At 70.9% G+C, this 24,969-nt stretch carries 28 protein-coding genes; 9 read left to right on the forward strand and 19 right to left on the reverse strand.

What is annotated here, in order from left to right; translation table 11 throughout:
* Nucleotides 1–22 precede the first annotated feature (22 nt).
* Both AB0D28_RS10255 and AB0D28_RS10260 read right to left on the reverse strand, forming a co-directional pair.
* Entirely contained in the window at nucleotides 23–214 is a 192-nt protein-coding gene (locus AB0D28_RS10255; RefSeq protein ID WP_030274256.1) for a DUF5703 family protein, read from the reverse strand.
* A 68-nt stretch (nucleotides 215–282) separates the two neighbouring features.
* Nucleotides 283–1,251 (reverse strand): aldo/keto reductase, encoded by a 969-nt coding sequence (locus AB0D28_RS10260; RefSeq protein WP_357384235.1) that lies wholly within the window; start codon nucleotides 1,249–1,251, stop codon nucleotides 283–285.
* A gap of 164 nt (nucleotides 1,252–1,415) precedes the next feature.
* Here AB0D28_RS10260 and AB0D28_RS10265 point away from each other — a divergent pair, with 164 nt between their 5' ends.
* Both AB0D28_RS10265 and AB0D28_RS10270 read left to right on the forward strand, forming a co-directional pair.
* Nucleotides 1,416–2,468: an LLM class F420-dependent oxidoreductase gene (locus tag AB0D28_RS10265; protein ID WP_357384237.1), complete on the forward strand. Its 1,053-nt coding sequence runs from the start codon at nucleotides 1,416–1,418 to the stop codon at nucleotides 2,466–2,468.
* Complete coding sequence (locus tag AB0D28_RS10270; protein ID WP_252453980.1) at nucleotides 2,465–3,301, forward strand: undecaprenyl-diphosphate phosphatase; 837 nt, start codon at nucleotides 2,465–2,467, stop codon at nucleotides 3,299–3,301. Before AB0D28_RS10265 ends, AB0D28_RS10270 begins: the two co-directional genes overlap by 4 nt.
* Before the next feature lie 73 nt (nucleotides 3,302–3,374).
* On the opposite strand, the gene AB0D28_RS10275 is transcribed toward AB0D28_RS10270, so the two are convergent.
* Complete coding sequence (locus AB0D28_RS10275) at nucleotides 3,375–3,962, reverse strand: hypothetical protein (RefSeq protein WP_357384240.1); 588 nt, start codon at nucleotides 3,960–3,962, stop codon at nucleotides 3,375–3,377.
* Nucleotides 3,963–4,957: 995 nt separating this feature from the next.
* Between AB0D28_RS10275 and AB0D28_RS10280 the strand changes: the two genes are divergently transcribed.
* The 4 genes from AB0D28_RS10280 (at nucleotide 4,958) to mshC (ending at nucleotide 8,461) form a co-directional block, all read left to right on the forward strand.
* The gene (locus tag AB0D28_RS10280) at nucleotides 4,958–5,671 is read left to right on the forward strand and encodes a histidine phosphatase family protein (RefSeq protein ID WP_357384242.1); all 714 of its coding nucleotides are present in this window, start codon (nucleotides 4,958–4,960) and stop codon (nucleotides 5,669–5,671) included.
* 87 nt (nucleotides 5,672–5,758) lie between these two features.
* Nucleotides 5,759–6,340, forward strand: coding sequence for a DUF3090 domain-containing protein (locus AB0D28_RS10285; RefSeq protein ID WP_357384244.1), 582 nt, complete (start codon nucleotides 5,759–5,761; stop codon nucleotides 6,338–6,340).
* On the forward strand, nucleotides 6,337–7,155 hold the full coding sequence (locus AB0D28_RS10290) for an SCO1664 family protein (protein WP_357384246.1): 819 nt from the start codon (nucleotides 6,337–6,339) through the stop codon (nucleotides 7,153–7,155). Before AB0D28_RS10285 ends, AB0D28_RS10290 begins: the two co-directional genes overlap by 4 nt.
* Before the next feature lie 67 nt (nucleotides 7,156–7,222).
* Nucleotides 7,223–8,461, forward strand: coding sequence for a cysteine--1-D-myo-inosityl 2-amino-2-deoxy-alpha-D-glucopyranoside ligase (gene mshC / locus AB0D28_RS10295; RefSeq protein WP_357384248.1), 1,239 nt, complete (start codon nucleotides 7,223–7,225; stop codon nucleotides 8,459–8,461).
* Between the two features lie 199 nt (nucleotides 8,462–8,660).
* On the opposite strand, the gene AB0D28_RS10300 is transcribed toward mshC, so the two are convergent.
* A complete protein-coding gene (locus AB0D28_RS10300; protein WP_194801606.1) occupies nucleotides 8,661–9,452 on the reverse strand; it encodes a GntR family transcriptional regulator in 792 nt (263 codons plus the stop codon).
* Nucleotides 9,453–9,567: 115 nt separating this feature from the next.
* Nucleotides 9,568–10,437, reverse strand: coding sequence for a PAC2 family protein (locus AB0D28_RS10305; RefSeq protein ID WP_030504102.1), 870 nt, complete (start codon nucleotides 10,435–10,437; stop codon nucleotides 9,568–9,570).
* Nucleotides 10,438–10,678: 241 nt separating this feature from the next.
* On the opposite strand from AB0D28_RS10305, the gene metH reads away from it, so the two are divergent.
* On the forward strand, nucleotides 10,679–14,194 hold the full coding sequence (gene metH / locus AB0D28_RS10310; RefSeq protein ID WP_357384250.1) for a methionine synthase: 3,516 nt from the start codon (nucleotides 10,679–10,681) through the stop codon (nucleotides 14,192–14,194).
* A gap of 46 nt (nucleotides 14,195–14,240) precedes the next feature.
* Here the strand turns inward: metH and AB0D28_RS10315 are convergent, their stop codons facing one another.
* The 13 genes from AB0D28_RS10315 to AB0D28_RS10375 all read right to left on the reverse strand — a co-directional run bounded on the left by AB0D28_RS10315 (nucleotide 14,241) and on the right by AB0D28_RS10375 (nucleotide 22,827).
* Nucleotides 14,241–15,461, reverse strand: coding sequence for a site-specific integrase (locus AB0D28_RS10315; RefSeq protein ID WP_357384252.1), 1,221 nt, complete (start codon nucleotides 15,459–15,461; stop codon nucleotides 14,241–14,243).
* 15 nt (nucleotides 15,462–15,476) lie between these two features.
* Entirely contained in the window at nucleotides 15,477–15,665 is a 189-nt protein-coding gene (locus AB0D28_RS10320; RefSeq protein ID WP_357384254.1) for a helix-turn-helix domain-containing protein, read from the reverse strand.
* Between the two features lie 22 nt (nucleotides 15,666–15,687).
* A complete protein-coding gene (locus tag AB0D28_RS10325; RefSeq protein ID WP_357384256.1) occupies nucleotides 15,688–17,484 on the reverse strand; it encodes a replication initiator in 1,797 nt (598 codons plus the stop codon).
* Nucleotides 17,484–17,786: a hypothetical protein gene (locus AB0D28_RS10330; RefSeq protein ID WP_357384258.1), complete on the reverse strand. Its 303-nt coding sequence runs from the start codon at nucleotides 17,784–17,786 to the stop codon at nucleotides 17,484–17,486. Before AB0D28_RS10330 ends, AB0D28_RS10325 begins: the two co-directional genes overlap by 1 nt.
* Nucleotides 17,783–18,634, reverse strand: coding sequence for a DUF2637 domain-containing protein (locus AB0D28_RS10335; RefSeq protein ID WP_357384260.1), 852 nt, complete (start codon nucleotides 18,632–18,634; stop codon nucleotides 17,783–17,785). Before AB0D28_RS10335 ends, AB0D28_RS10330 begins: the two co-directional genes overlap by 4 nt.
* Nucleotides 18,621–18,917: a hypothetical protein gene (locus tag AB0D28_RS10340; RefSeq protein ID WP_357384262.1), complete on the reverse strand. Its 297-nt coding sequence runs from the start codon at nucleotides 18,915–18,917 to the stop codon at nucleotides 18,621–18,623. The genes AB0D28_RS10335 and AB0D28_RS10340 overlap by 14 nt, the downstream gene beginning before the upstream one ends.
* On the reverse strand, nucleotides 18,914–19,324 hold the full coding sequence (locus AB0D28_RS10345; protein WP_357384264.1) for an RRQRL motif-containing zinc-binding protein: 411 nt from the start codon (nucleotides 19,322–19,324) through the stop codon (nucleotides 18,914–18,916). The genes AB0D28_RS10340 and AB0D28_RS10345 overlap by 4 nt, the downstream gene beginning before the upstream one ends.
* Nucleotides 19,321–19,623, reverse strand: a complete 303-nt coding sequence (locus tag AB0D28_RS10350; protein ID WP_357384266.1) for a hypothetical protein — start codon at nucleotides 19,621–19,623, stop codon at nucleotides 19,321–19,323. The genes AB0D28_RS10345 and AB0D28_RS10350 overlap by 4 nt, the downstream gene beginning before the upstream one ends.
* Entirely contained in the window at nucleotides 19,620–20,066 is a 447-nt protein-coding gene (locus AB0D28_RS10355) for a hypothetical protein (protein WP_357384268.1), read from the reverse strand. Before AB0D28_RS10355 ends, AB0D28_RS10350 begins: the two co-directional genes overlap by 4 nt.
* Nucleotides 20,067–20,151: 85 nt before the next feature.
* Nucleotides 20,152–20,361 (reverse strand): hypothetical protein, encoded by a 210-nt coding sequence (locus AB0D28_RS10360; RefSeq protein ID WP_151010795.1) that lies wholly within the window; start codon nucleotides 20,359–20,361, stop codon nucleotides 20,152–20,154.
* A complete protein-coding gene (locus AB0D28_RS10365) occupies nucleotides 20,358–21,233 on the reverse strand; it encodes an FtsK/SpoIIIE domain-containing protein (protein ID WP_357384271.1) in 876 nt (291 codons plus the stop codon). The genes AB0D28_RS10360 and AB0D28_RS10365 overlap by 4 nt, the downstream gene beginning before the upstream one ends.
* Before the next feature lie 85 nt (nucleotides 21,234–21,318).
* Entirely contained in the window at nucleotides 21,319–22,206 is an 888-nt protein-coding gene (locus AB0D28_RS10370) for a hypothetical protein (RefSeq protein ID WP_357384293.1), read from the reverse strand.
* 300 nt (nucleotides 22,207–22,506) lie between these two features.
* Nucleotides 22,507–22,827, reverse strand: a complete 321-nt coding sequence (locus AB0D28_RS10375) for a hypothetical protein (RefSeq protein WP_114919390.1) — start codon at nucleotides 22,825–22,827, stop codon at nucleotides 22,507–22,509.
* Between the two features lie 176 nt (nucleotides 22,828–23,003).
* Between AB0D28_RS10375 and AB0D28_RS10380 the strand changes: the two genes are divergently transcribed.
* Both AB0D28_RS10380 and AB0D28_RS10385 read left to right on the forward strand, forming a co-directional pair.
* Nucleotides 23,004–23,762, forward strand: coding sequence for an XRE family transcriptional regulator (locus AB0D28_RS10380; RefSeq protein WP_357384273.1), 759 nt, complete (start codon nucleotides 23,004–23,006; stop codon nucleotides 23,760–23,762).
* Between the two features lie 4 nt (nucleotides 23,763–23,766).
* Nucleotides 23,767–24,237: an NUDIX domain-containing protein gene (locus AB0D28_RS10385; RefSeq protein WP_357384275.1), complete on the forward strand. Its 471-nt coding sequence runs from the start codon at nucleotides 23,767–23,769 to the stop codon at nucleotides 24,235–24,237.
* Here the strand turns inward: AB0D28_RS10385 and AB0D28_RS10390 are convergent.
* Nucleotides 24,225–24,791 carry an HD domain-containing protein gene (locus tag AB0D28_RS10390; RefSeq protein WP_357384277.1) on the reverse strand — a complete coding sequence of 189 codons (567 nt, stop codon included), beginning with the start codon at nucleotides 24,789–24,791 and terminating at the stop codon, nucleotides 24,225–24,227. The genes AB0D28_RS10385 and AB0D28_RS10390 overlap by 13 nt on opposite strands.
* Nucleotides 24,792–24,969 lie beyond the last annotated feature (178 nt).

Consider the following 24,969-nt stretch of genomic DNA (forward strand, 5'->3'; position numbering starts at 1 on the left):
CGTGCCCCGGGGACGGGCCTGCTCAGTACGACAGGCCCGGCTGCGACTGGTTGACCAGGCGGCGCCGCAGCACCACCTGCCGCGTGCCGTCCCGGTAGAGCCGCACCCGGGCCAGCTCCCAGCCGGAGAACTCGGCCTGGATCGCCAGCTGCGCCGCGGCGGTCAGCCGATCGACGTTCGAGGGCAACCGCAGCGGCGCGTATTCGTAGTCCATGCCCCTATGCTGCCCAGCTCGCGGACCCTCCGCCACCCCTTGCGGGTGACCCCGGTCGCCCCCGCGGCTCAGCCGTCGCGCTCCGGGTAGCCCACCGGCACCGCCGACACGTCGTCCAGCGCCGTGACGATCTCCTCCGGCAGCGTCATCCGCTCCACCTGCAACGCGCCGAGCAGCTGCCCGACGGTCCGGGCGCCAAGGATCGGCGCGGTCACGCCCGGCCGGTCCCGCACCCAGGCCAGCGCCACCTCCAGCGGCGACACGCCGAGCCCACCGGCCGCGATGGCGACCGCCTCCACGATGCTGGAGCAGCGCGGTTCCAGGTACGTCGCGACGAACCGCTCGAAGTGCGGCGACACCGCCCGTGAGTCGGCCGGGCGGCCGTTGCGGTACTTGCCGGTGAGCACGCCCCGGCCCAGCGGCGACCAGGGCAGCACGCCCAGCCCCATCCCGGCGCAGGCGGGCAGCACCTCCCGTTCCACACCGCGCTCCAGCAGCGAGTACTCCACCTGCGCGGCGACCACCGGGGCACGCCCCGGCCAGGCGGCCTGCCAGGCGGCGGCCCGGGCCGTCTGCCAGCCGGAGAAGTTCGACACGCCCACGTAGCGGGCCTTGCCGCTGGACACGGCGTGGTCCAGAGCCGAGAGCGTCTCCTCCAGCGGGGTGTCCGGGTCGTAGCCGTGCACCTGCCACAGGTCGACGTGGTCGGTGCCGAGCCGGCGCAGCGAGGCGTCGAGCGTACGCAGCAGGTGCCCCCGCGAGCCGTCCCGCCGGCGGGCGCCCGGCCGCAGGCCCGCCTTGGTGGCGATCAGCAGCTCGTCGCGGTCCACCAGGCTGCCCAGCAGTGAGCCGATCACCGACTCGGCGTCGCCGTCGGCGTACACGTCGGCGGTGTCGACGAGGTTGCCGCCCGCGTCGAGGAAACTCTTCAGCTGGGCGGCCGCGTCGTCGGCATCGGTGTCCCGTCCCCAGGTCATGGTGCCGAGCGCGAGCCGCGATACCGCCAGCCCGCTTCGGCCGAGCGGTCGCTGTTGCATGGGTGAACCTTATTTCGAACCCGGCGTCACGGATATCCTCGCCGCAGTCAACTTCCCGCGCGACCTCCACCCGGTGTGACATGTTCGGGGCGAGCCGGACGTCGAGGGCGCCACGCTCATTGCGTAACCTGATGCGACCTGTGGTGCGGACGGTGGGAGGATCAGTGCGACTCGGGCTCAACCTCGGATACCAGACGGCGTGGAGCACACCGTTTGATCACCTGGCGCTGGCCCAGGAGGCGGACCGGCTCGGCTACTCGGTGGTCTGGGCCGCGGAGGCGTACGGCTCGGACTCGCCGAGCATGCTGGCCTGGATCGCCGGGCAGACGGAGCGCATCGACGTGGGCTCCGCGGTGATGCAGATCCCGGCCCGTACCCCGGCCATGACCGCGATGACCGCCGCGACCATCGACACGCTCTCCGGCGGCCGGTTCCGGCTCGGCCTGGGCGTGTCCGGCCCGCAGGTCTCCGAGGGCTGGCACGGCGTGCGGTTCGCCAAGCCGCTGGCCCGCACCCGGGAGTACGTCGACATCGTCAAGCTCGCGATGGCCCGCAAGGAGGTCGCGTACGACGGCGAGCACTACACGCTGCCGCTGCCCGACGGCCCCGGCAAGGCGCTGCGGCTGGGCTTCCACCCGCCGCGCGAGCACATCCCGATCTACCTGGCCGCCGTCGGTCCGAAGAACCTGGAGCTGGCCGGCGAGATCGCCGACGGCTGGCTGGCCGTGTTCTACTCCCCGGAGTTCGCGGATGAGCACCTCGCCTCGGTGCGGACCGGCCGTGCGGCGGCGGGCAAGGAGCTGGCCGGCTTCGACGTGGTGCCGTCCGTGCCGGTCGTGGTCGGCGACGACATCGCCACCTGCGCCGAGCTGGTGCGCTGGTACGCCGCGCTGTACGTCGGCGGCATGGGCAGCCGCAAGCAGAACTTCTACAACCAGCTCGCCACCCGGATGGGCTACGGCGACGCGGCCCGCGAGGTGCAGGACCTCTACCTGGCCAAGCGGCAGCGCGACGCGGCCGCCGCCGTACCGATGGAGTTCATCGACCGCACCTCCCTGCTCGGCCCGAAGGAGCGTATCGCCGAGCGGATGCGGGAGTACGCCGCCGCGGGCGTGACCACGCTGTCGGTGTCGCTGTTCGTGGCCGACCGGGAGAGCGGGGTGCAGACCCTGCGTACCGTCGCCGAGGCGCTGGAGCTGTCCGGAGTCGGCGAGTGACCTGGATCGAGGCCGTCGTCCTGGGCCTGGTCCAGGGACTGACCGAGTTCCTTCCGGTGTCCTCCTCGGGGCACCTGCGGATCACCTCGGCGCTGTTCTTCGGCCGGGACGCGGGCGCGTCGTTCACCGCGGTGACCCAGCTCGGCACCGAGGCCGCCGTCCTGATCTACTTCGCCAAGGACATCTGGCGGATCGTCCGGACCTGGTTCGTCGGCCTTGTCGACCGCTCGGTGCGGTCCAGCCTCGACTACCGGATGGGCTGGTACGTCATCGTCGGCACCATCCCGATCGGCATCTTCGGGCTGATCTTCAAGGACCAGATCCGCACCGCCGGCCGGAACCTCTGGCTGATCTCCTGCACCCTGATCATCGGCGCGATGCTGCTGGCCTTCGCGGAGTACTGGGGCCGGCAGACCCGTACGCTGGAGAACTTCCGGATGCGCGACGGCGTCGTGATGGGCTTCGCCCAGGCGGCGGCGCTCGTGCCCGGCGTCTCCCGCTCGGGCGGCACCCTGACCGCGGGCCTGCTGCTCAACCTCACCCGGGAGACCGCGGCCCGCTACTCGTTCCTGCTGGCCATCCCCGCAGTCGTGATCTCCGGCGTGTTCAGCCTGCCGGACGTCTTCGAGCCGTCCGCGCCGGGCACCGCCGCGCCGAGCGTGGCGCAGATGGTGATCGCGACGCTCATCGCGTTCGCCGTCGGGTACGCGGCCATCGCCTGGCTGCTGCGCTACGTCGCCCACCACACGCTGTACGTCTTCGTGCTCTACCGGGTGGCGCTGGGCAGCCTGGTGATCTGCCTGCTGGCCACCGGCACGATCAGCGCCACCTGACGCTGTTTCCCGGTACGCGAAGAGGCCGGCACCCCGTTGGTTCGGGGCGCCGGCCTTTCGCTGTTTGTTCGTCTTAGCTGTTCCAGTGCTGGGCGACGAGGTCGGCGGCCTGCTGTTCCCACTGGGCGTAGTGGTCCGGGTAGGCCGACACCTGCACGGTCTGGGCGGCCTTGGTCAGCGGCATGTCGCGCCAGCCGTCGACCTGCTTGAGACCCTTCAGGAACGCGGTCGTGGAGTACTCGGGGTCGGTGATCTGCTCCACCGTGCCCCACCCGCTGGAGGGACGCTGCTGGAACAGGCCCTGCGAGTCGTGGTCGTTACGGTCACCGAGGTGGCCGAGGTTCTCCAGCTTCGACTCCTGCAGGGCGGTGGCGATCGACACGACGGCGGCGCGTTCGTCCATACCGGCCTTCTTCGTCGCCGCGATGATCGCCTTGACGTTGGCGGTCTGCTCGTCGGTCAGGTCGATGTGGGACTGGGTGCCCTGGACGCCGTGCGGGATGAGCGTGGCGGTGTCGAGCGTGGCCGCCTGCGTCGTGGTGACGGCGGTGTCCCGGGTGGTGGGGGTGCTGTCGGTGTGGTTGAGGGGGCCGGCGGCGAGGCCACCGGCGACGGTCAGACCGGCGATACCGAGGACGCTCTTACGCAGGATGCTGTTCATGGGGGGCTCCATTCGGGGGTCGACGCCCGCGCCGTGAAGGGGGGGATGCGGTGCGGGTGCGAGCACCGTCAGGCGCTCTTCAAAAAAGGGGGGTCGGTCCGGTTCACGCCGCGCCCGCTCACGCCGGACGGCGCGGGGCTGAGGTCGTGGCCGGAGGTATGTGCAACGACCACCGGCCCACCCGTCATTCCCAGGGCCGTGCCGCCCACCCCGGCTGGGGTGCGGGAGGCGCGCTGCTGCGGTCGTGCACCAGGTATAACGCCCCGGCCCGGTCCCCGATTCCGCCACCGGGGTGTCCCCGACCACCCCCAAACCCGACACCCCGCCCACCCCACTCACCTCACCTACCCGCCGCCCGTCCTCCACGCGTCGATCATGAAGTTGGCGGCGTCCGGTGTCCGGTTTGTCACCACCAACCTCATGGTCAACAACACGGGTGGGACCGGTATGGCGCAACCAGTCCGTCGAGCCTGCCCGCACGAAGAGCGCGGCGCATCCCGCCCCGATCCGGCCCGGCGGGAGATCTTGGAAGGAAACGGCCCTTATGGGGGCCGAAATCTTCCAAGATCTCCCGCATTGGACCGCCGCAGCGCTCAAGAGGAGCCGACGGCGGGCTCAGCCACCGCGCAGGCCTCGACTCTCCCGACCCGCCCGCCGGCTCCCGCCAAACCCGACTGCCCTCGGCAGGGCTCACGCCGATCATGAACCTAGCGGCATCCATTGTCCGGTTTGTGGCCGGCAACTTCATGATCGACCCACGCCGGGTGGCGGCGACCGATGCGAGGCGCGGATCCCGCCGGCCATCCGTTCCGGCGCGGCCCCGCCTGGCGCGCGATCTTGGTACGGGACGGCCGCCATGAGGGCGGTTTCGTACCAAGATCGCGAGTGCGGCGCCAAGCGGCTGTTACGTCCCGGCCGACTTCGTGACCGGCGGGCGGCGGCGGACGGGGCGGGCTGCCGTGGCGGGACGATCATCGCGGGACGTACCGCCTAGGGTGGTCAGCGTGGCGACCCTTCTGCTTCTGCGACACGGCCGTACCACCGCGAACGCCGACGGCGGCCTCGCCGGACGGCAACCGGTCGAGCTGGACGACACCGGCCGGGCGCAGGCGACGGCGGTCGGCGCGCGCCTCGCCGGACTGCCGCTGGCGGCGGTGGTGACCAGCCCACTCATCCGCTGCCGGCAGACCCTGGAGCTGGCCCTGCCGGGCGCCGAGCCGGTGGCCGACGAGGGGTTGATCGAGTGCGGGTACGGCGACTGGGAGGGCCAGTCGCTGAAGAAGCTGGCTAAGGAGCCGCTCTGGCCGGTGGTGCAGCAGCACCCGAGCGCCGCCGCGTTTCCGCAGGGGGAGTCGATGGCGGCCATGTCCGCGCGCGCAGTCGCGACGGTACGGGCGTGGGACGCGCGCGTCACCGCCGAGCACGGGCCGGAGGCGGTCTGGCTGGCGTGCAGCCACGGCGATGTGATCAAGGCGATCGTGGCGGACGCGCTCGGCGTACACCTTGATCTTTTTCAGCGGATCGTGGCCGACCCGGCGTCGGTGACGGCGATCCGCTACACCCCGTTGCGGCCGTTCCTGGTCCGGCTCAACGACACCGGCGGCGACCTGTCGGCGCTGGTCCCGCCGCCGCGCAAGCGGCGCCGGCGCGCGGCGCGGGCGGCGGAGTCCGACGCGGCGGTCGGCGGGGGCGCGGGCGCGGCCGGGTGAGACCGGCGGACACGGCGCGTTCGCTCTGGGCGGATTCGGCATCGGTGGGCTGCACGGTGCTTCCACACGCCGGATAGGGTCGTGGGTATGACGCACCAGGTGCACGCCTTCGAGCCGCCGGAGCGGTTCGTCGCCGGTACGGTCGGCCCGCCGGGGGAGCGCACGTTCTTCCTCCAGGCGCGCGGCGGCGGCCGGCTGGTCAGCGTGTCGCTGGAGAAGGTCCAGATGTCGTTGCTCGCCGAGAAGCTCGAGGAGCTGCTCGCCGAGGCGCAGCGCCGCTTCGGCGTGAAGCTGCCGGAGCCGGTCACCACGGTGACCGGTGACAACGAGCCGCTCGACACGCCTGTCGACGAGGAGTTCCGGGTCGGCACGCTGGGCCTGGCCTTCGACGTGGACACCGCGACCGTGGTGATCGAGGCGATCGCCGTCGGTGAGGCGGAGGTCGAGGTCGAGCTGGGCGACGCGGACGACGACGCCGACGAGGACCCGGACGAGCCGGACGACGACCTCGACCGCCTGCGGGTGCGGCTGACCCCGGAGGCGACCCGCGAGTTCATCGAGCGGGCCAAGCGCGTCGTGAACGCCGGCCGGCCCCCCTGCCCGCTCTGCGGCCAGCCGCTCGACCCGGCCGGTCACCTCTGCCCCCGGCACAACGGCTATCACCGGTGACCTCGTCGGAACTGCAGCCCCGACAGGACGGCGCCGAGGCGCTGCGGCTGCTCGCCGACGGTGAGCTGACCCTGGAGGGGCGGCTCGTCGACGCTTCAAACGCCACGCTGCGCGGCGTCATCGCCCTCGGCGAGGTGACCGCGCACTGTGTCTACAAGCCGGTACGAGGTGAGCGCCCGCTCTGGGACTTCCCGGACGGCACGCTCGCCGGCCGGGAGGTGTCCGCCTACCTGGTGTCCCGGGCCACCGGCTGGGATCTGGTGCCGCCGACGGTGCTGCGGGACGGCCCGTTCGGGCCCGGCTCGTGCCAGCTCTGGATCGACGAGCCGGACGACGCCGAACCGCTCGTCGGTTTCGTGCCGGCCCGGGAGATCCCGCCGCGCTGGTTCCCGGTGGCCGCGGCCCGCGACGACGACGGGGCGGCGTACGCGCTGGCGCACGCCGACGACCCCCGCCTGGCCCGGCTCGCCGTGCTCGACGCGGTCATCAACAACGCCGACCGCAAGGGCGGGCACGTCCTCGTCGGCCAGGACGACCGGATCTACGGCGTCGACCACGGCGTGAGCTTCCACGTCGAGGAGAAGCTGCGTACGGTGCTGTGGGGCTGGGCCGGCCGTGAGCTGCCGCCGGACGCGGTGGAGATGCTCGACGGCCTGACCGCGCAGCTGCGCGGGCCACTGGGCGACGACTTGGCCGAGCACCTGACCATCGGTGAGCTGGCCGCGCTGGCGGCACGGGTCGAGCGGCTGCGCGAGTCCGGCCGGTTCCCGCTGCCGCCGCAGGAGTGGCCGGCGATGCCATGGCCGCCGATGTGAGCCGTTGTCGTGTTGATCACCCGTAGGGCGGCACCCGAGCGTCTGACGGATCGTTAGGCTGGCGGTCATGGAGTCTTGGGCGGGACACGAGGTGCCACGGCTGCCCGGCGAGGGCGTGCCGCTGGGGTTGTACGACTCGGCGCGGCAGGGCGCCCATCCCAGCCGGCCCGAGGGCAGCGCTTCGATGTACGTCTGCGGCATCACCCCGTACGACGCGACGCACCTCGGGCACGCCGCCACCATGATCGCCTTCGATCTGGTGCAGCGGATGTGGCGTGACGCCGGCCTCGACGTGCGGTACGTGCAGAACGTCACGGACATCGACGACCCGCTGCTGGAGCGCGCCGAGCGCGACGGTGAGGACTGGAAGGTCCTGGCCATGCGGGAGACCGCGCTGTTCCGTGAGGACATGGAATCGCTGCGGATGATCCCGCCGGCGCACTACGTCGGCGCCGTCGAGTCGATCCCGGACATCGCCGAGAAGGTGCTGGTGCTGCTCAAGGACGGCGCGGCGTACCGCCTCGACGACGGCACCGGCGACGTCTACTTCGACGTCTCCGCCGCGCCCCGGTTCGGCTACGAGTCCAACCTGTCCCGCGAGCAGATGATCGAGCTGTTCGCCGAGCGCGGCGGCGACCCGGAGCGCGCCGGCAAGCGTGACCCGCTCGACCCGCTGCTGTGGCGCGGCGCCCGCGAGGGCGAGCCGTCGTGGCCCGGCGGCGACCTGGGCGCGGGCCGTCCCGGCTGGCACATCGAGTGCACGGTCATCGCGTTGAACCTGCTCGGCGACCGGATCGACGTGCAGGGCGGCGGCAACGACCTGATCTTCCCGCACCACGAGTGCTCCGCCGCGCACGCCGAGCGGCTCACCGGCGAGGCGCCGTTCGCCGACCACTACGTGCACGCCGGCATGATCGGCCTGGACGGCGAGAAGATGTCGAAGTCCCAGGGCAACCTGGTCTTCGTGTCCCGGCTCCGGGCCGACAAGGTCGACCCGATGGCGGTCCGGCTGGCGCTGATGAGCGGCCACTACCGCAGCGACCGCTCCTGGACCGACGAACTGCTCACCGAGGCGCGGGAGCGGCTGGGCCGCTGGCGGCGGGCCGCCGCCGCGCCCGCGGGCCCGTCGGGGGCGGCGTTGCTGGCCGAGGTACGCGAGCGCCTGGCCGACGACCTTGACACGCCGGGTGCCCTGACGGCGGCCGACCGTTGGGCCGACGGCGCGTTGAACGGCGTCACGGAGGACGCGGCCGCCCCGGCACTGTTCCGCGACACGGTGGACGCCCTCCTCGGCATCGCCCTCTAGCCCACCCACCGCGCCCGCGCCCTCTTCGCCCTCCCGCCTCCCTCCCGCCGCGCCGATCTTGCACTTGCGGCTCCCGTTCCCGCCCTTTTGTGCCGGTTCGCGGGGTCCGCAACCGCAAGATCACGCTCTTCGAAGGGCGGGTGGAACGTGGTGGGTGTGTCGAGGGCGGTTTGGCGCCGGGCGCCAGGAGCCGGGAGCGTCAGCCCAGGACCAGGCCGGGGTCGGGGTCCTGGTCGGGAGCGGGGGCGGGGATCTTGTACTCCTCGGTGAGCGTGGTCATCGGGCCCGGCCAGGTCGCCTGGGCGACCTCGATCGGCTTGTGCCGCTCGTCGTAGGCGACGTGCAGCAGGTGCAGCACCGGGGTGTCCGGGCGGATCTGGAGGATCTCCGCCTCCTCCCGGCTGGGCTGGCGTGCGCTGATCGTGTCGGTGGCGGTGACGTACCGCCGGCCGGTGACCTCCTCCGCCTCCTGGTAGAGCGGCCGGCCGAACGCCTCGGCCCGCTCCAGTGACGTGCCGGCGGTGTCGGCGGGCAGGAACCACGATGCGCCGACCTCGACCGGGGAGTCGTCGGTGCGTACCAGGTGCCGCCGGCAGAGCAGTTCGGTGCCGTCGGTGACGCCGAACGCGTCGGCCACCTCGGCCGGGGCGGGGGAGCGGCCGACGGAGACGAGCTGCTGGCGGTACCGGGCGGCCAGGTCGGTGTGGTAGCCGCGGAAGCCGCCGTACCGGCCCCGGGACAGGCGGTTGAGGCGGCGCCGGGTGCCCCGGACGTACGTACCGGAGCCGGGTTTGGTGATCAGGATGCCCTCGACCCGCAGCTGGTCGACGGCGCGCTGCACGGTCTGCTTCGCCACGCCGAACATCTCGGCGATGGCCGGGATGGACGGCAGCCGCTCGCCCGGCCCCCAGTCGCCGCGGCGCACCTGGGCCTTGAGCTGCGCGGCGATCTGCCGGTGCGGGAACTCGGCCGCGCCCGGGTTGATCTGCATGCAGGCCTCCTCAGAACAGCTAGGTTCCTAGGATGCCCTAGAGGGTGTGACGGCACCACCCCGGACACGAAGAAGCCGGGCCCCGACAAGGGAAGCCCGGCTTCGACGGAAAGAGCTACCAGGAACCCGCTGTCGGCCCGGCGGAACCGCCGCGGCGGCGCAGGTACTTCTCGAACTCCTGGGCGATCTCGTCCCCGGTCAGCGGGGTGATGCCGGCGTCGCCGACCCGTTCCTCCAGCTCACGCACGTACTCACCGAGTTCGGCGTCCTGCTCGGCGGCGCTGCGCACCCGCTGTTCCCACTCGGCGGCCTCCTCGGCCAGGTCGGCCATCGGCACCGGCAGGTCGAGCACCTCCTCGACCCGGTGGAGCAGCGCGAGGGTGGCCTTCGGGCAGGGCGGGTTGTTGGCGTAGTGCGGCACGTGCACCCAGAACGACACCGCGTCGACCTCGGCCCGGGTGCAGGCGTCGTGCAGCACGCCGACGATGCCGGTCGGTCCGTCGTACCGGGTGGGGGTGAGCTGGTAGCGCTTGGCCGCGTCGGCGTCCGACGCGCTGCCGCTGATCGGCAGCGGCCGGGTGTACGGCACGTCGGCCAGCAACGCGCCGAGCAGCACCACCCGCTCGACCTCCAGGCTGTGGCAGATCTCCAGCACCTGCTCGCAGAACGTCCGCCAGCGCATGCTCGGCTCGATGCCCCGGATCAGCACCACGTCCCGCTCGGTGCCCTCCGGGCTGGCCACCATGAAGCGCGTGGTGGGCCACTCGACGCGCCGGGTCTCGCCGTCGGCCATGGTGATCGTCGGGCGGCTCACCTGGAAGTCGTAGAAGTCCTCCGGGTCCAGCTCGGTCACCTGCCGGGCCTGCCAGACCTGCTCCAGGTGTTCCACGGCGGCGGTGGAGGCGTCGGCGGCGTCGTTCCAGCCCTCGAAGGCCGCGATGGCGACCGGCGAGCGCAGTACCGGCAGCCCGTCGAACTCGGTCACGCCGTCACCTCACCCTGCTCGTCGGGCGCGGCGTCGCCCCGTCGCACTGTCGCACCCCTGTTGTCCTTCACGTCCGTCAGCCTACGTGCCGCCGCCGGGGCCGGCCCGTCGGCCGCGCCGGTCGCCGGGCCGGACCACCCGGGCGAACCGGCGGAAAGGGGTACGCGGGCCCGATGGGCAGTATGTGGGAAGGGCCGGTTCGGATAACTGTGCCGCAGTCGGGAGCACTACCCTGGAGCATGTGTCTATCTCGTTGCGTGACCTGCTGGCCGATCGGATCCTGATCGCGGACGGCGCGATGGGGACAATGCTCCAGGCCGCCGATCTGACCCTCGACGACTTCGACGGCCTCGAAGGCTGCAACGAGATCCTCAACGTGACCCGGCCGGACGTGGTCCGCGGCGTGCACGACGCCTACCTGGCGGCGGGCGCGGACTGCGTGGAGACCAACACGTTCGGCGCCAACCTGCCCAACCTCGCCGAGTACGGCATCTCCGGCCGGATCCGGGAGCTGTCCGAGGCGGGCGCGCGGATCGCGCGGGAGGCGGCCGACGCGTACGCGACGGAGGAACACCCCCGGTTCGTGCTCGGCTCGATGGGCCCGGGCACCAAGCTGCCCACGCTGGGCCACGCGACCTACGCCTCGCTGCGCGACGCGTACCAGGAGAACGCGGCCGGCCTGATCGCCGGCGGGGCGGACGCGCTGATCATCGAGACCTGCCAGGACCTGCTCCAGGTCAAGGCGGCGGTGGTCGGGTCGAAGCGGGCCCGCGCCGAGGCCGGCCGGGACGTGCCGATCATCTGCCAGGTCGCGGTGGAGACCACCGGCACCATGCTGCTGGGCAGTGAGATCGGCGCCGCGCTGACCGCGATCGAGCCGCTCGGCGTCGACCTGATCGGGCTGAACTGCTCCACCGGCCCGGCGGAGATGGGCGAGCACCTGCGTTACCTGGCGCAGCACTCGCGTATCCCGATCTCGGTGATGCCGAACGCGGGCCTGCCGGTGCTGACCGCCGACGGGGCGTACTTCCCGCTCAGCCCGGACGAGCTGGCCGACGCGCTGGAACAGTTCGTCACCGACTACGGCGTGGGCCTGATCGGCGGCTGCTGCGGCACCACCCCGGAGCACATCCGGGTGCTGGTGGATCGGCTGGGCGGGCGGGCGCCGGTGGCGCGCGAGCCGGAGCCGGAGGCCGGGGTCTCCTCGATCTACCACCACGTGTCGTTCGCCCAGGACGCCAGCGTCCTGATGGTGGGGGAGCGGACGAACGCCAACGGCTCGAAGGCGTTCCGCGAGTCGATGCTCGCCGGGGACTGGCAGGCCTGCGTGGAGGTCGCCCGCAGCCAGGCACGCGACGGCTCGCACCTGCTCGACCTCTGCGTCGACTACGTCGGCCGCGACGGCACGCAGGACATGCGGGAGCTGGCCGGCCGGTTCGCCACCGCCTCGACCCTGCCGATCGTGCTGGACTCCACCGAGCCGGCGGTCATCGAGGCCGGGCTGGAGATGCTCGGCGGCCGGTGCGTGGTCAACTCGGTCAACTTCGAGGACGGCGACGGCCCCGACTCCCGCTACGCGCGGGTCATGCCGGTGGTCAAGGAGCACGGCGCCGCCGTCGTGGCGCTGCTCATCGACGAGGAGGGCCAGGCCCGCACCCGCGAGTGGAAGGTACGGGTGGCCAGCCGGCTGATCGACGACCTGACCGGCCGGTGGGGGATGCGCCGGGAGGACATCCTCATCGACGCGCTGACGTTCCCGATCGCCACCGGGCAGGAGGAGACCCGCCGCGACGGCATCGAGACGATCGAGGCGATCCGGGAGATCGCCGCGCGTTACCCGGGCGTCAACTTCACCGCCGGCATCTCCAACGTGTCGTTCGGTCTCAACCCGGCGGCGCGGCAGGTGCTCAACTCGGTGTTCCTGCACGAGTGCGCCCAGGCCGGGCTGACCTCGGCGATCGTGCACGCCAGCAAGATCCTGCCGATGGCGCGGATCCCGGACGAGCAGCGTGAGGTGGCGCTCGACCTGGTGTACGACCGCCGTCGCGAAGGCTACGACCCGGTGCAGCGGTTCATCGAGGCGTTCGAGGGCGTGGACGCGGCGTCGGCGCGCGCCACCCGGGCCGAGGAGCTGGCCGCGCTGCCGCTGGACGAGCGGCTCAAGCGGCGGATCATCGACGGCGAGCGCAACGGCCTGGAGGCCGACCTGGACACCGCGATGGCGCAGGGGCGTACGCCGCTGTCCATCATCAACGACCTGCTGCTGGACGGCATGAAGGTGGTCGGCGAGCTGTTCGGCTCGGGCCAGATGCAGTTGCCGTTCGTGCTCCAGTCCGCCGAGGTGATGAAGACCGCGGTGGCCTATCTGGAGCCGCACATGGAGAAGACCGATGACGACGGCAAGGGCCGCATCGTGCTCGCCACCGTCAAGGGCGACGTGCACGACATCGGCAAGAACCTGGTCGACATCATCCTGTCCAACAACGGCTACGACGTGGTGAACATCGGCATCAAGCAGCCGATCAACGCGATCATCGACGCCGCCGAGGAGCACCGGGCCGACGCGATCGGCATGTCCGGCCTGCTCGTGAAGAGCACCGTGATCATGAAGGAGAACCTGGCCGAGATGGCCTCCCGCGGCGTGGCCGAGCGGTGGCCGGTGCTGCTCGGCGGCGCGGCGCTGACCCGCGCGTACGTCGAGGACGACCTCCGGTCGATCTACCCGGGCCAGGTGCACTACGCCCGCGACGCCTTCGAGGGGCTGTCCCTGATGGACCGCGTGATGGCGGCCAAGCGCGGCGGCGCGCCGGTGATCGACCCGGAGCGCGAGGCGGCACTGGCGGCCCGCCGGGAGCGCCGCGAGCGGCAGCGGGCGCAGGTCCGCGAGGCGCTGCCCGAACTGGACGACTCCTCGGTCCGCTCGGACGTGGCGACGGACGTGGCCGTGCCGAAGCCGCCGTTCTTCGGCACCCGTGTCGTCAAGGGCGTGCCGCTGGCCGACTACGCGGCGCTGCTCGACGAGCGCGCCACGTTCCTGGGCCAGTGGGGGTTGCGCGGCGCCCGCGGCGGCAAGGGACCGTCGTACGAGGAACTGGTGGAGACCGAGGGCCGGCCCCGGCTGCGGTACTGGCTGGACCGCCTGATCTCCGACCAGGTGCTGGAGGCGGCAGTGGTGTACGGCTACTTCCCCGCGTACTCCGAGGGCAACGACCTGGTGGTGCTGGACGAGAACGGCCACAGCGAGCGGGCCCGGTTCGCCTTCCCCCGGCAGCGGCAGGAGCGGCGGCTGTGCCTGGCCGACTTCTTTCGGCCCAAGGGCGACCAGCTCGACGTGGTGGCGTTGCAGCTGGTCACCGTCGGGCAGCCGATCAGCGAATACACCGCGAAGATGTTCGCCGGCAACGAGTACCGCGACTACCTGGAGGTGCACGGCCTGTCCGTGCAGCTCACCGAGGCCCTGGCCGAGTACTGGCACCGGCGGATCCGGGCCGAGCTGGTGCTGCCCGGTGGCGGCACCCTGGCCGACGACGACCCGGCCGACCTGGCCGGTCTGCTGCGCACCGACTACCGGGGCTGCCGGTACGCGTTCGGCTACCCGGCCTGCCCGGACCTGGAGGACCGGGCGAAGATCGTGGAGCTGCTGGGCGCGGAGCGGATCGGCGTGCAGTTGTCGGAGGAGTTCCAGCTCGTGCCGGAGCAGGCCACCGACGCGATCGTGGTGCACCACCCGGAGGCGAACTACTTCAACGCCAAGTGACGCCGTCACCCTGCCTGAGCTGGGCAAACAGGGTGGCGGCACCCGGCTAGGCCGTCGCCAGGCCGTCGGGGTCGGTCGGGCCGTGCCCGAAGGCGGCGTCGATCGCTCGGCGGGTGCGGTCCTCGCTGGTCGGCAGCAGGTGGGTGTAGACCCGCAGCGTGAAGCCCGGGTCGGCGTGGCCGAGGTACAGCGACAGTGCCTTGATGTTCTCGCCCGCGTCGAGCAGGACCGAGGCGTACGTGTGGCGCAGGACGTGCATGCCGTTCTGCCGGGTGTCCTCGACGCCGGCTGCCCGGATGGCCGGCTTCCACACGTTGGCGTTGAAGGACGGCCGGCTGATCGCGTCGCCGTTGGCGGTACTCAGATAGACGGTGACGGTCCGAGGTTCGCCGTCTGGGGTGCCCCACGGCAGGGTCACCGGCACGGGGTTGACCTGCTTGGCGTGCTCACGAAGGCGTGTCGCGACCGCGTCGGGTAGCGGGACCTCGCGCAGTTTGCCGCCCTTGGGCGGGGCGAACACCAGCGTTCCTCGCACGATCTTGATCTGGCGGACGACGTGGAGCAGCCGGCGCGTGGTGTCGACGTCGTCCGGGCTGACGGCGAAGATCTCGCCCTGCCGGAGCCCACAGCCGGCACCCAGGTCGACGGCTACCCGGTAGCGCTCCCGCATCACCGAACGGAAGGCGGTGAGGCGTTCCGTCGACCAGGGGACGACCTTGACCGGGACGTACCGGGGAGCCCGGACCGTCTTGAGCGCGCAGGGGTTGCTGATGACCTTCCGATCGTCGACGGCCGCGTTCAGGATCATCGACACGTCGTTGAACAGGTTGCGGCGGTAGCTGGCCGCCAAGCCCGAGTCTTGGAGCTGCTTGGCCCAGGCCCTGATCGTGTTCGGCTGGACGGCCGAGAGGGGCCGGTCGCCGAAGACCGGGTAGACGTGTAGGCGGAACTGTCGCTCCAGCCGTTCGCGGGTCGACTCGTCGCAGGAGGCGGCGCTCAGCCACTCGTCGGCGTACTTGCGGAACGTCACCCGACCGGCGTCCGGGTCGACATACGTACCCTTGAGGATGTCGGCCTGGACCTGGGCCAGGAACGCCGAGGCATCCCGCCTGCGCTTGTCCGGGAAGGACTCCGAGCGCTCCCGACCGTCGGGACCGATGTAGCGGACCCGGTAGCGCATTCCCTTGCCGTGGGTTGCCTTCGGCGTCTGGACCTGCCGCCCGTCGACGATGACGGTCTTGTACCAGCGGTCCTCGATGTGAGCCATGGTTAGTTCCTTCGGTCAGGCGGCGGTCTGCTGGAGGAACCAGTCCCGGACGGCGTCCGGGTCATAGCGGAGGTGTCGGCCGACGCGTGCGGCCGGTGGTCCGGTGCGGCGCTTGCGCCAGGTGTAGAGCGTCTGGACAGGAACGCCCAGGTATGCCGAGACGTCGTCGACAGTCCAGAGCTTGGGCGGGCGGGCGGTGGTCATGTCGTCTCCTACGGTCGAGGGGTCAAGCGGCAGCCGGCGTAGCGGCGGCCGGATTGGTGCTGAGTTCGTGGGCGAGTTCTTCGCGGCCGGTGGTTCGTCGCTCGCGGGCCATGGCGGCGGCTGTATTGGCGAGCAGGGCGTCTCCGGTGGTGTGCCAGCCGACGCCGGCGAAGGTGAGGGTGCCGACGGTGAGCGTTGTGTCCTCGGCGAGCGGGGCGGCGGTTGGTCCGCCGGCGGTGGGGTGCTCGTGGTCCTGGTGCTCGTGGCGCCGGAACTGCACGCGGGTGTCGCGCAGGAGTTGGAAGGTCACCGAGTAGCGGCGGGCTTTGGTGAGGAAGTGGCCGCCGTAGCCGAGCATGTGCGCCCACCGCCGCAGCCGGGTGTAAGGGCTGCCGCTGGCCGGTTTCGTCGGTTCGGCGTCAAGGGCGGCTTGACGGTCGGCGACGCAGACGGGGCAGGCGGCGTATCGGGTGTGGGTGCCGCAGTCGGGGCACTCCCAGCGCGGGACGAAGCCAGGGCGTGGCCGAGGTTCGCGGGGCCGCTCCGATAGCGGCTCGGGGGTGCCGGTGGGTCGGCCGATGCGCCAGCAGGCGTCGATGAGGCGGGCGGTGTGGTCGCCGTGGGGGTCGGCGTAGTCGCCGATGCTGTCGGCGGTCAGGCGGGTGGAGGTGTGCCCGGTGGCCTCGGTGCTCTTGGTGGCGTACTTGGCAAGGTAGCCGGCGACGAGGCTGTCCGTGACTTCGCCCGTGCCGTCGGTCGTGATGGGTTCCAAATCGAGCTGTTCGCCCCAGGCGATGAGCCAGCCCTCGGGCCGGTCGGGGTGGTCCGGGGTGTGGAAGGCGACCTGCCGGGCGGCGTGGCGCAGCGCGTCGACGAGGTCGGCGGTGGTGAAGTCGGCCGGTGGGGGGACGATGGCGTCGAGGTCGTCGGGTTCGACGCCGTCGAGGCGGGCGATGGCGTGGAAGTGCACTGCTCCGCGGGCTTGGAGTTCGGCGACCTTGCCGGGGGAGAGGCGGACCGGGGGCAGGGTGCGGAGCTTGCCGGAGGCGGTGCGGATCTCGACGCGGGGGACGCCGCGTCGGTGGGCGAGCTGAGCGAGCCAGCGTTCCGCGGCTTGTTTGGTGCGGTGCCACAGCTTGCCGGAGAAGATGTTCCAGACGACCTGGTGGCCGTGGTCGTAGCAGTCCAGACAGAGCGGGCGGCCGATGACGGTGTCGCCCTGCTCGTGGCGTGCCCAGCAGACGGCGGGCCGGCCGTGGGCGCACAGGCCGGCGGCCGGGTCGTCGGCGCGGCGGGCGTGGCAGGGCTCGGCGCGGCAGTCGCAGCGGCGGCGGTTACGGCAGGTGTGCCGCTTGACCACCCGGGAATGAACCGTGCCGAACGATGGCGCGGTGAACGTCGCGAACACCGCCGGGTGCGACGCGACGCTGTCCGGGACGCCTTTGCCGCCGACGAGGCCAGCGCGCAGGAGTTGGAAGGCGTCGCGCTGGTAGGTCTGTGCGCAGGCGGGGCAGACTCTGGACCGGCGGTTGCCGCACGCCTTGTAGATGGCGGCGTCGGGCATGGCGTCGGTGTGCCGGGAGTCGAGGATTCGGCCGGTGGCGGGTTCGACGGTGTGGAGGCTGCCGGCCAGCCGGATGGGGCGGGTGCAGCCGGCGGCGGCGCGGACGTGTTCGATCCAGCCGAAGTAGTCGGGCTGGGTCGCGCGGTGGAAGGCGGAGCCGGCGGCGGTGTAGCCGTAGATGGTGGCGGTGGTGTCGGCGTTCGAGCCCACCCCCCGGGCCGAAGCGCGGGGGGTGAGGTCCAGCGTCGACGCCATCAGGCGGACACCTCGTCGAGGTGCCGGGTGTGGTCGGGGCCGTAGTGGCCCATGAAGACCTCGGTGATGCGTCGGGTGGTGACGATGAGCCGGCAGGCGCCGCACTGGCGGTCGGCCGGTTCGTGTCGGTGGCACGCGATGGTGGTGGTCACCTGGCCGCAGCGGATGGTGACCGGGGTCCGGCAGGGTCCGCCGGGGGTGATGTCGACGATGGTGCGTCGGGTGTCGTAGGGGTGAGGCTCGTCCGGCCAGGCCGGGCAGGTGTGAGTGAAGTGCTGGATGTCGACGACGTGGATGGTCATCGGGCACCACCGGCGACGGGGGTGCCGTTGACGGCCGTGCTATGGCCGTTGATGGAGTGCAGCAGTTCCCGGGCGATCGCCGGGGTGACGGTGAGCAGGGCGGCGAGTTCGTCGGCGGTGATGGGTCGGCCGTTGGTCTGCTCGTGCTGGCGGATGGCGAAGCGGGCGGTGGGCACCAGGTGCGCGGGGACCTCCGGCCGGGTGGCCGGGATCGGGGTGAGCGCGGGTGCCTCGATGACAGCCGGCGCGGCGGCCGGTGGGGTGTCGACGGCGGTGGTGTCGGCGGCCGGTGCGGTGGTGTCCGGCGTGACAGCCGGCGATTCGGCCGGCTGCTTGGGCTGGGTGGGGTGCTCGGGGGTGGCCGTCAGGTTGCGGGCGGCGGTGAGCAGGGCGGCGGCTTCGGCTTCGATGGCGGCGAAGTCGGGGCGGATGCGTCCGGCGACGAGTTCCACGCCGATGACGAGGACGACGACCAGGGCGAAGACCAGGCGTAGGCCGAGGCTGCCGGGGGAGGCGAAGTTGATGGTTGCCGACAGCAGCGCGGCGCAGGCGAACACGACCAGTGCTCCGCGCTTGGCATCCTTGGCGATGCCGGAGGTGCGGACGACGGTCAGCATCGACACCATCGCGGCGTCGAAGATCAGCGGGACGAGGTAGGCGAAGTAGCCCGCCTCTTCGGTCCAGAGGTAGTGGGCTTGGTGCAGGTAGCTGGTCAGCAGCGCACCGAGCAGAACGAAGCGGTTGTAGCGCTTGATGGAGCTGATCGCCTTGAGCATGGCGGGTACGGCGTTGCGGGCGTACTCGGCGGCGAACTGGTGGGTGAAGGTGCTCGGGTCAGTGCTCGACATGGGGAGTCACCTCCGGTGCCGGGATGCTGTCGAGGGGGATGAGGTCGACCACGCCGGAGCAGTGGGCGCACATGATCGCCGCGAGGCCCTGGGCGGCGAGCTGCTGCCGGAAGCAGGGCAGGCAGGTGAAGTCGGCCGGGAACAGCCCGTCGCCCTCGCAGAGGGCGCAGGTCCCGAGGCAGACGGGGCAGGGCTTGTAGACCGGGCCGAGGATGTCGTGGATGCCGGCAGGGCTGCTGCCCTCGATGCACCACAGGCACGGATCAGTCAGGTGGAAGGTCACGACGGGTTCCCTTCGTGGCAGGTGAGGCAGCAGCCGTAGCGGCGGGGGATGTAGTAGGGCTGCACCACGCCGCAGTGGCGGCAGGTACGACGGGCACGAAGCGCCTTGGCGATGGCGTCGCGTTGGGCCGGGGTGGCGGTGCGCTTGGGCGCGGCCAGGTCCAGGCGGTAGAGGTAGGCGACCCGGCGCTGCTTGCGGTGCCGCCAGTAGATCTGCGCAATCGGGTTCTGCCCGTTGGGGCGAAGGCCGGCGGCGCGCAGCTGCCGCACGGTGGCCAGCCCGGTCGGGGCGGCGTGGTAGGGGAAGGTGGGGAACCCGTAGCGGGTGCCATGCGGGTCGTAGAACTCGACCCGGATGCCGGTGCGCTCGGTGAGCGTGTCCAGCTCGGGAGAGCGGAGGTCGGTCACGGCTTCTCACCGCCCCAGCGCTGTTGGGCGGCTTGCTTGGAGATGCCGAGCCGGGTGCCGATCTCGGACCAGGAGTAGCCGAACGCCCGAAGGCCGATGACGGCCTCACCGATGGCCTCATCCAGGTTGGTCGACAGGGCGACCAGGTCGCGGAGGGCTTCGACGTCGCCGGCGGCGACGCGGCGGCCGTGGGCGCGGATGATGCGTCGGGCGAACGCGGCGAACTCGTCGTTCTCGACGACGTCCCGGCGACGCTGCGCCGGGATGCGCGGCGTCAAGGGCTTCTTGACGGTGGTCATCGGTTCCCGCCTTCCTGGGTGTGGAGGCGGTCCCACTCGTCGGCAGCCGCGTTGAGGGCGGTGATGACCTGCTCGACGGTGCGGGCGGGGTCGTCGTTCCAGGAGTAGGGGGAGGTGTGCTCGTCGAGGAGGTAGCCGTCCTCGTCGATGTGGAAGACCGGCGCGAAGTTGTCGAGGTAGTCGACGAACGCGGCCATGGCCGCTAGGTAGTCGGTGAGGGTGTCAGGATCGAGCTGGGAGAAGTGCTCGACCTTGTGGCCGGCGCTGGCGATGCCGATGGCCCCGGCGGCGCAGGCCGGCGGGGTGAGGAAGTCGACGGGGAACAGGTTGTTGTAGTAGGTGCCCTGGTGCCAGCCGTGCCGGCGCAGGTAGAGGGCAGCCATCCGGAGCAGGTCAGCGGGTGTGACCTGGACTCCGGTGGTCGGGTTTTGGGTAGCCTTCATGGCAGCCACGTCCTTTCAGATGGGCTTGGTGGGTGGTCGGCAGGACCGGTGTGCTTGCGAGGCCGATCCGGTCCTGTCGGCCGATTCAGGTGGTGCGCAGCCGCAGGTAGCGGCGTTGGCGGGTGTCGTCGCCGCCCATCGAGCGCGGGGCGGACAGGTAGACGAGTCGGCCGCTGGCCGAGGCGACCTGGACCATGGCGGCGATGTCCTCGGGACGCCCGACGATCCACAGTTCGGTGAACTGGGCGGCCCGCTGGTTGTTGGCACGCGCGTAGGCGTGCTCCCGGGTGGTCACGCCGCCTCCCTCAGGTCGACCCGGCTGAGGTCGGGGATCGCGGTGGGAAGGGGCTGCCGGCGGCGGGTCCAGGCGGCGTAGTCGGCGATGTTGTAGATGTCGGTGTCGGTGAGGTAGGCGGCCTTGATGCGGCGGGGAACGCCGCCTTCGGCCAGGAGGTAGGCCGCGCCCTGGTTGGTGGGGGCGATGTCGGAGGCGGTGTAGCCCTGCTCGGCCCAGCCCTGGCCGAGGATGATGTTCGAGCTGTTCAGCGAGGTGCAGCGGAACGCGGCCCGGTAGCCGAACAGGTCCCGCAGGCTGGCGGGGATGATGTCCCACGACGGCCGCTGCGTCGCGGCGACCACCGGCATACCGCAGGCCCGGCCCAACGAGACGAGACCTCGGAGCAGGGTGGAGAACTCTTCCTGCTGCGCCTTGGTCCCCAGCACGGTGGAGAACATGGCGAGTTCGTCGATGACGGTGAGGATGACCGACATGCCGTCGCCTTCGGCGAGCTTGCGGCGCCGGTTGGCCAGCAGCCAGGTGTAGCGGTTGGTGGCCACGACCAAGAGGCGGCGCAGCACCTCGATGCCCTGGTCGATGTCGGGGCCGATGAACGCGTCGGCCAGGTCGCGCCAGGGGCCGAGTTCGACGAGCTTGGCGTCGAACAGCACCAGGCGGGTGTTGTCGCACAGGACGCCGTGGCCGCAGATGTTGTTGACCAGGCCGGACTTGCCGCCGCCGGGCTCACCGGCGGCGAGGAGGTTGTGGTAGACGACGTCGAGGTAGACGGGCTGGCCGAACTCGTCGATCCCGATGAACACCGGGTCGAACATCGACAGGCCAGCACCCACCGGCACCGCAGCAGCGGGAGCGGGGGTTGTGGTGGTCATGAGATGCCCTCCTGGGGCGTTGTGGGCGCGGGAAGCCACACGAGCGAGCCGGTAATGGCTCCCCGCGTCCGAGGTGGGTTGGGTGTCAGATCCAGTCGGAGGTGTCGTCGTCCGGCAGGGATGACGCGGAGGAAGCCGCGGGCTTGCTGCCGTTGGCGGTCGTGGCGGGCTTGCGCGCCGGCTTGCCCTGGGTCGGGAGGGTGATCGTCGGAGCGTCGACGTCCGGCAGGTCCAGGGCGGTGGGCACCGTCAGCGGCGACGCCGACACGGGCGCGTTGCGGTCGATGGCGTCGACCAGCGGAGAGCTGACGCGGGCGTTGAGCACCTCGCGACGCTTGATGTCGAACCGCAGGTAGGCGGCGTTGCTCTCCCCGGCCCGCTCGATGAGCACGGTGGAGGCGTGGCAGGTCACGGCGATCTTGTCGAGCCGCGATTCCAGGTCCTTGGCCGACAGGCCCGGGCGCAGGTACACCCAGACCCGCTCTCCGACCGGCGTGGGACGAGCCCACAGGATCAGCGGCAGCGAGCCGGACTGGTTGGCGATGATGAACTGCGCGAAGCACACGCGCAGCCGGTGGCGCACGACCAGGCACCATCCCCACGCCTTGACCTGGCGGCGAACCACCGGAACGGCGGCCGGGACGCCGACGACCAGGGCGACCACGATCAGGGTCACCACGGTCGGGGTGTGGTTGGCCAGCTGCACCCAGCCGGTCAGCAGCCCGGCACTCAGCAGGGTTTCCGGGGTCCACCACCACAGCAGCCGGATCACCGGCCAGATCCGCACGAGCAGCCACACGAGGCCGCCGGTCGGAACGCCGATCAGGGCACCGACGAACAGGGCCACGATCGGGTGCCAGTAGGCGGCGGCCACCACGGCCGACAGGACGCCGACGATGACGGCGGTGAGGATGAACGCCATGCGGGCGTTACGCGCGGAGGAACGGTGAACCTTGGCCTCGATGACCGTCACCGTTCCGGTTGACTTGCCGCCGAAGCGGCGGGGGCTAGACTTGGACACGACGAGTCCTCCCAATGCCAGTTGGGTCGGATGAGTGGCGGCACCGGGGTCGGCAGACGTAGGAGTCAGTACCGACCCCGGGCCATTTCCTTCGGGGTTGTCACCACTGCCAGGTGGCGACCGGGCCGGGAGATGTAGGAGTCAGGAACACTCCCGGAACCGTCATTGAAGATGGGTTCAGCGGACCATCAGGCCGCTTGGCGCGGTGGCCACGGACACCAGTGGCACACACAGCACGTCGTGCGAAGTGACCTACTTGCCGGCCGAACTTCCGTTCTTCGGCTTCAGGGACACCGCCCGGAACGCGACGCCGTTACGCCCGTTGGTCGCCCAGGGGATGGCCTCCAACTGCTCGACCGCCAGGAAGTCGCCCACCTTCACGTTCGGCTTCTCACCCGCCGTGGTGATGGTGATGACCTCCCCGCCCGTCTCGTCGAGCACGAAGACCTGGGTGGACCACATCAGCCGGCCCGTGTTCTTCTCGGACTTCTGGTTGCCGTTCTGGTCGTTCTTCGGCTCCGGGTCCTTCGACGCCGTCACCTGCTTGCTCGTGGTGTCCACGTACAGCTTCACAACAGACCTCCTGTGTCGTCGGGCCATAAAGTGAGCGCGTCCCCGGTGGACATTTGCTCTTGGCCTCTGCCGACAACACTCCCGGAAATGGCAGGACGGGCCACCCGACAACGTGGACGACTAGGGACGTCTTTGCTATCTTGAATGCGTCCTAGTTGTCCCGCTTGGAGGGTCAGATGTCGAACAACCGCCTCCGTGACGCCATCCTCCGCAACGGCATGACGCCCACAGTGATCGCCGAGAAGATCGGGGTCGATCCGAAGACGGTGGAGCGGTGGATCACGCAGGACCGGACGCCTTACCCACGCCATCGGCACGCAATCGCCGCTCTCGTCCGCGAGGATGAGTCTTACCTGTGGCCGAACGCGGTGACCTCAGAAGCCGCGTCACGGATCGGGCAGAGCGAGATGATCCAGCTCTACTCTCGGCGCTCATCCGTGCCGTACGACCTCTGGCGCCGGCTGATCGAACGCGCACAGAAGCGGATCGACGTCTTGGCCTACGCTGGCCTGTTCCTGGTGGAGCAGGACCCTATGCTTGTCGACACCCTGTGTCAGAAGGCGAATGACGGCGTCGAGGTCACGATTCTGCTCGGCGACCCGACCAGCGGCGCTATCGAGCGCAAGAGCGTCGAGGAAGGGACGCCCGGTGTCATGGCGGCAAAGATCCGCCAGGTGCAGCAGTATTACAACCGACTGGCTGGCGTGCCCGGGATCAAGGTGCTCTACCACGACACCACCCTGTACAACTCGATCTACCGCTTCGACGACGAGATGTTGGTGAATATGCACGTGCTCGGGTTCCCGGCACCACACGCGCCCGTGATGCACCTGCGCAGGATCAACGGTGGCGACCTGTTCCGCACCTACTCCGACAGCTTTGACCGGGTCCTGTCGGCCTCCTGGTCGCAGAAGGCTGATGAGGTGGCAGCCTAGGGGCATGACGAGGACCGAGCACTACCACGACCCGAACGCGCCGAAGGCCAACACCATCGTCGTGGCGGTGTCCGTCTTCGTGCGGGACGACCGTGACCGGCTGCTGCTCATCCAGCGCACCGACAACCGGCTGTGGTCACTGCCGAGCGGCGGCCAGGAGATCGGGGAGTCGGTCGCGCAGACGGCCGTTCGGGAGACCCGCGAGGAAACCGGCATCCACGTCGAGGTGGTCGGCCTGGTCGGTGTCTACTCCGACCCCGGCCACGTGATCGAGTACTCGGACGGCGAGGTGCGGCAGCAGTTCTCACTCTGCTTCCGCGCCGTACCAGTTGGCGGCGAGCCGACCCCGAGCGACGAGTCGAGCGACGTCCGATGGATCGAACACAACGAGCTCGGGACGCTGGACATCCACCCGTCGACACTGCTCCGCATCCAGCACGGGTACGAGGAGCGCGGCGAACCCTACATCGGCTGACGAACCCGGCCGGGCAGACGGCGCTCGGTGCGTTGGACGGCAGCAACCATCTCCGGTTCAGCACGAATGATGAATCGGGTCACCAGGTGATCCGGCCCGTACCGGGACCGAATCTCGGCCAGCCGCTCCAACACTTCGAAGTCCTGCCCGTCCGGCCCGGTGGTCATGTCGGAGAAGCACAGCGCGTCGGTGACCGCCGTTTCCTCTCGCGGGAACTCAGCCGCCAGGACTTCACGGAGTCCACGCTCCTCAGCCTCAAGCCAGGCGCACGAGTGGTGCGCCACCAGGGCGGCAATCCTCCCGTCGAAGTGTTCACGCCGCAGCCACCGGCCACCGTCGAGTGCGTGAAAGCCCGTGTCGACAAGGTCGGGGTTGTAGCCGATGTCATGCAGCCACGCGGACGCTACGAGGACGTCACGGTCTTCGACCGGCACCGCCTCACTGACGGTTCGCGCTTTGGCGGCGACCGCCTGGACGTGGTTCCACCGACGCGGCAGCGGACTCTCCAGCTTGAGCCGAGCGATTTCCCGGGCGACATCGACGAGGGCGGCCATGCGGTCAGGTTACGGAGCCCGTGAGATCCGCGCCATCCCGTGACGGCTTGGCGACCGGGCCGGCCGGCTGCCGGCGATGTGTGCAAAGTTTCTGTACGTCTTCAAGGCGGCCCGCAACGGGCCGCACGCGCCGCCGCCTGGGCGCGCGTCCGTCGCTCCGCTAGCGCTCCGACTCCGG

It is taken from the genome of Micromonospora sp. NPDC048169 (genome assembly GCF_040652815.1).
Lineage (GTDB): Bacteria > Actinomycetota > Actinomycetes > Mycobacteriales > Micromonosporaceae > Micromonospora.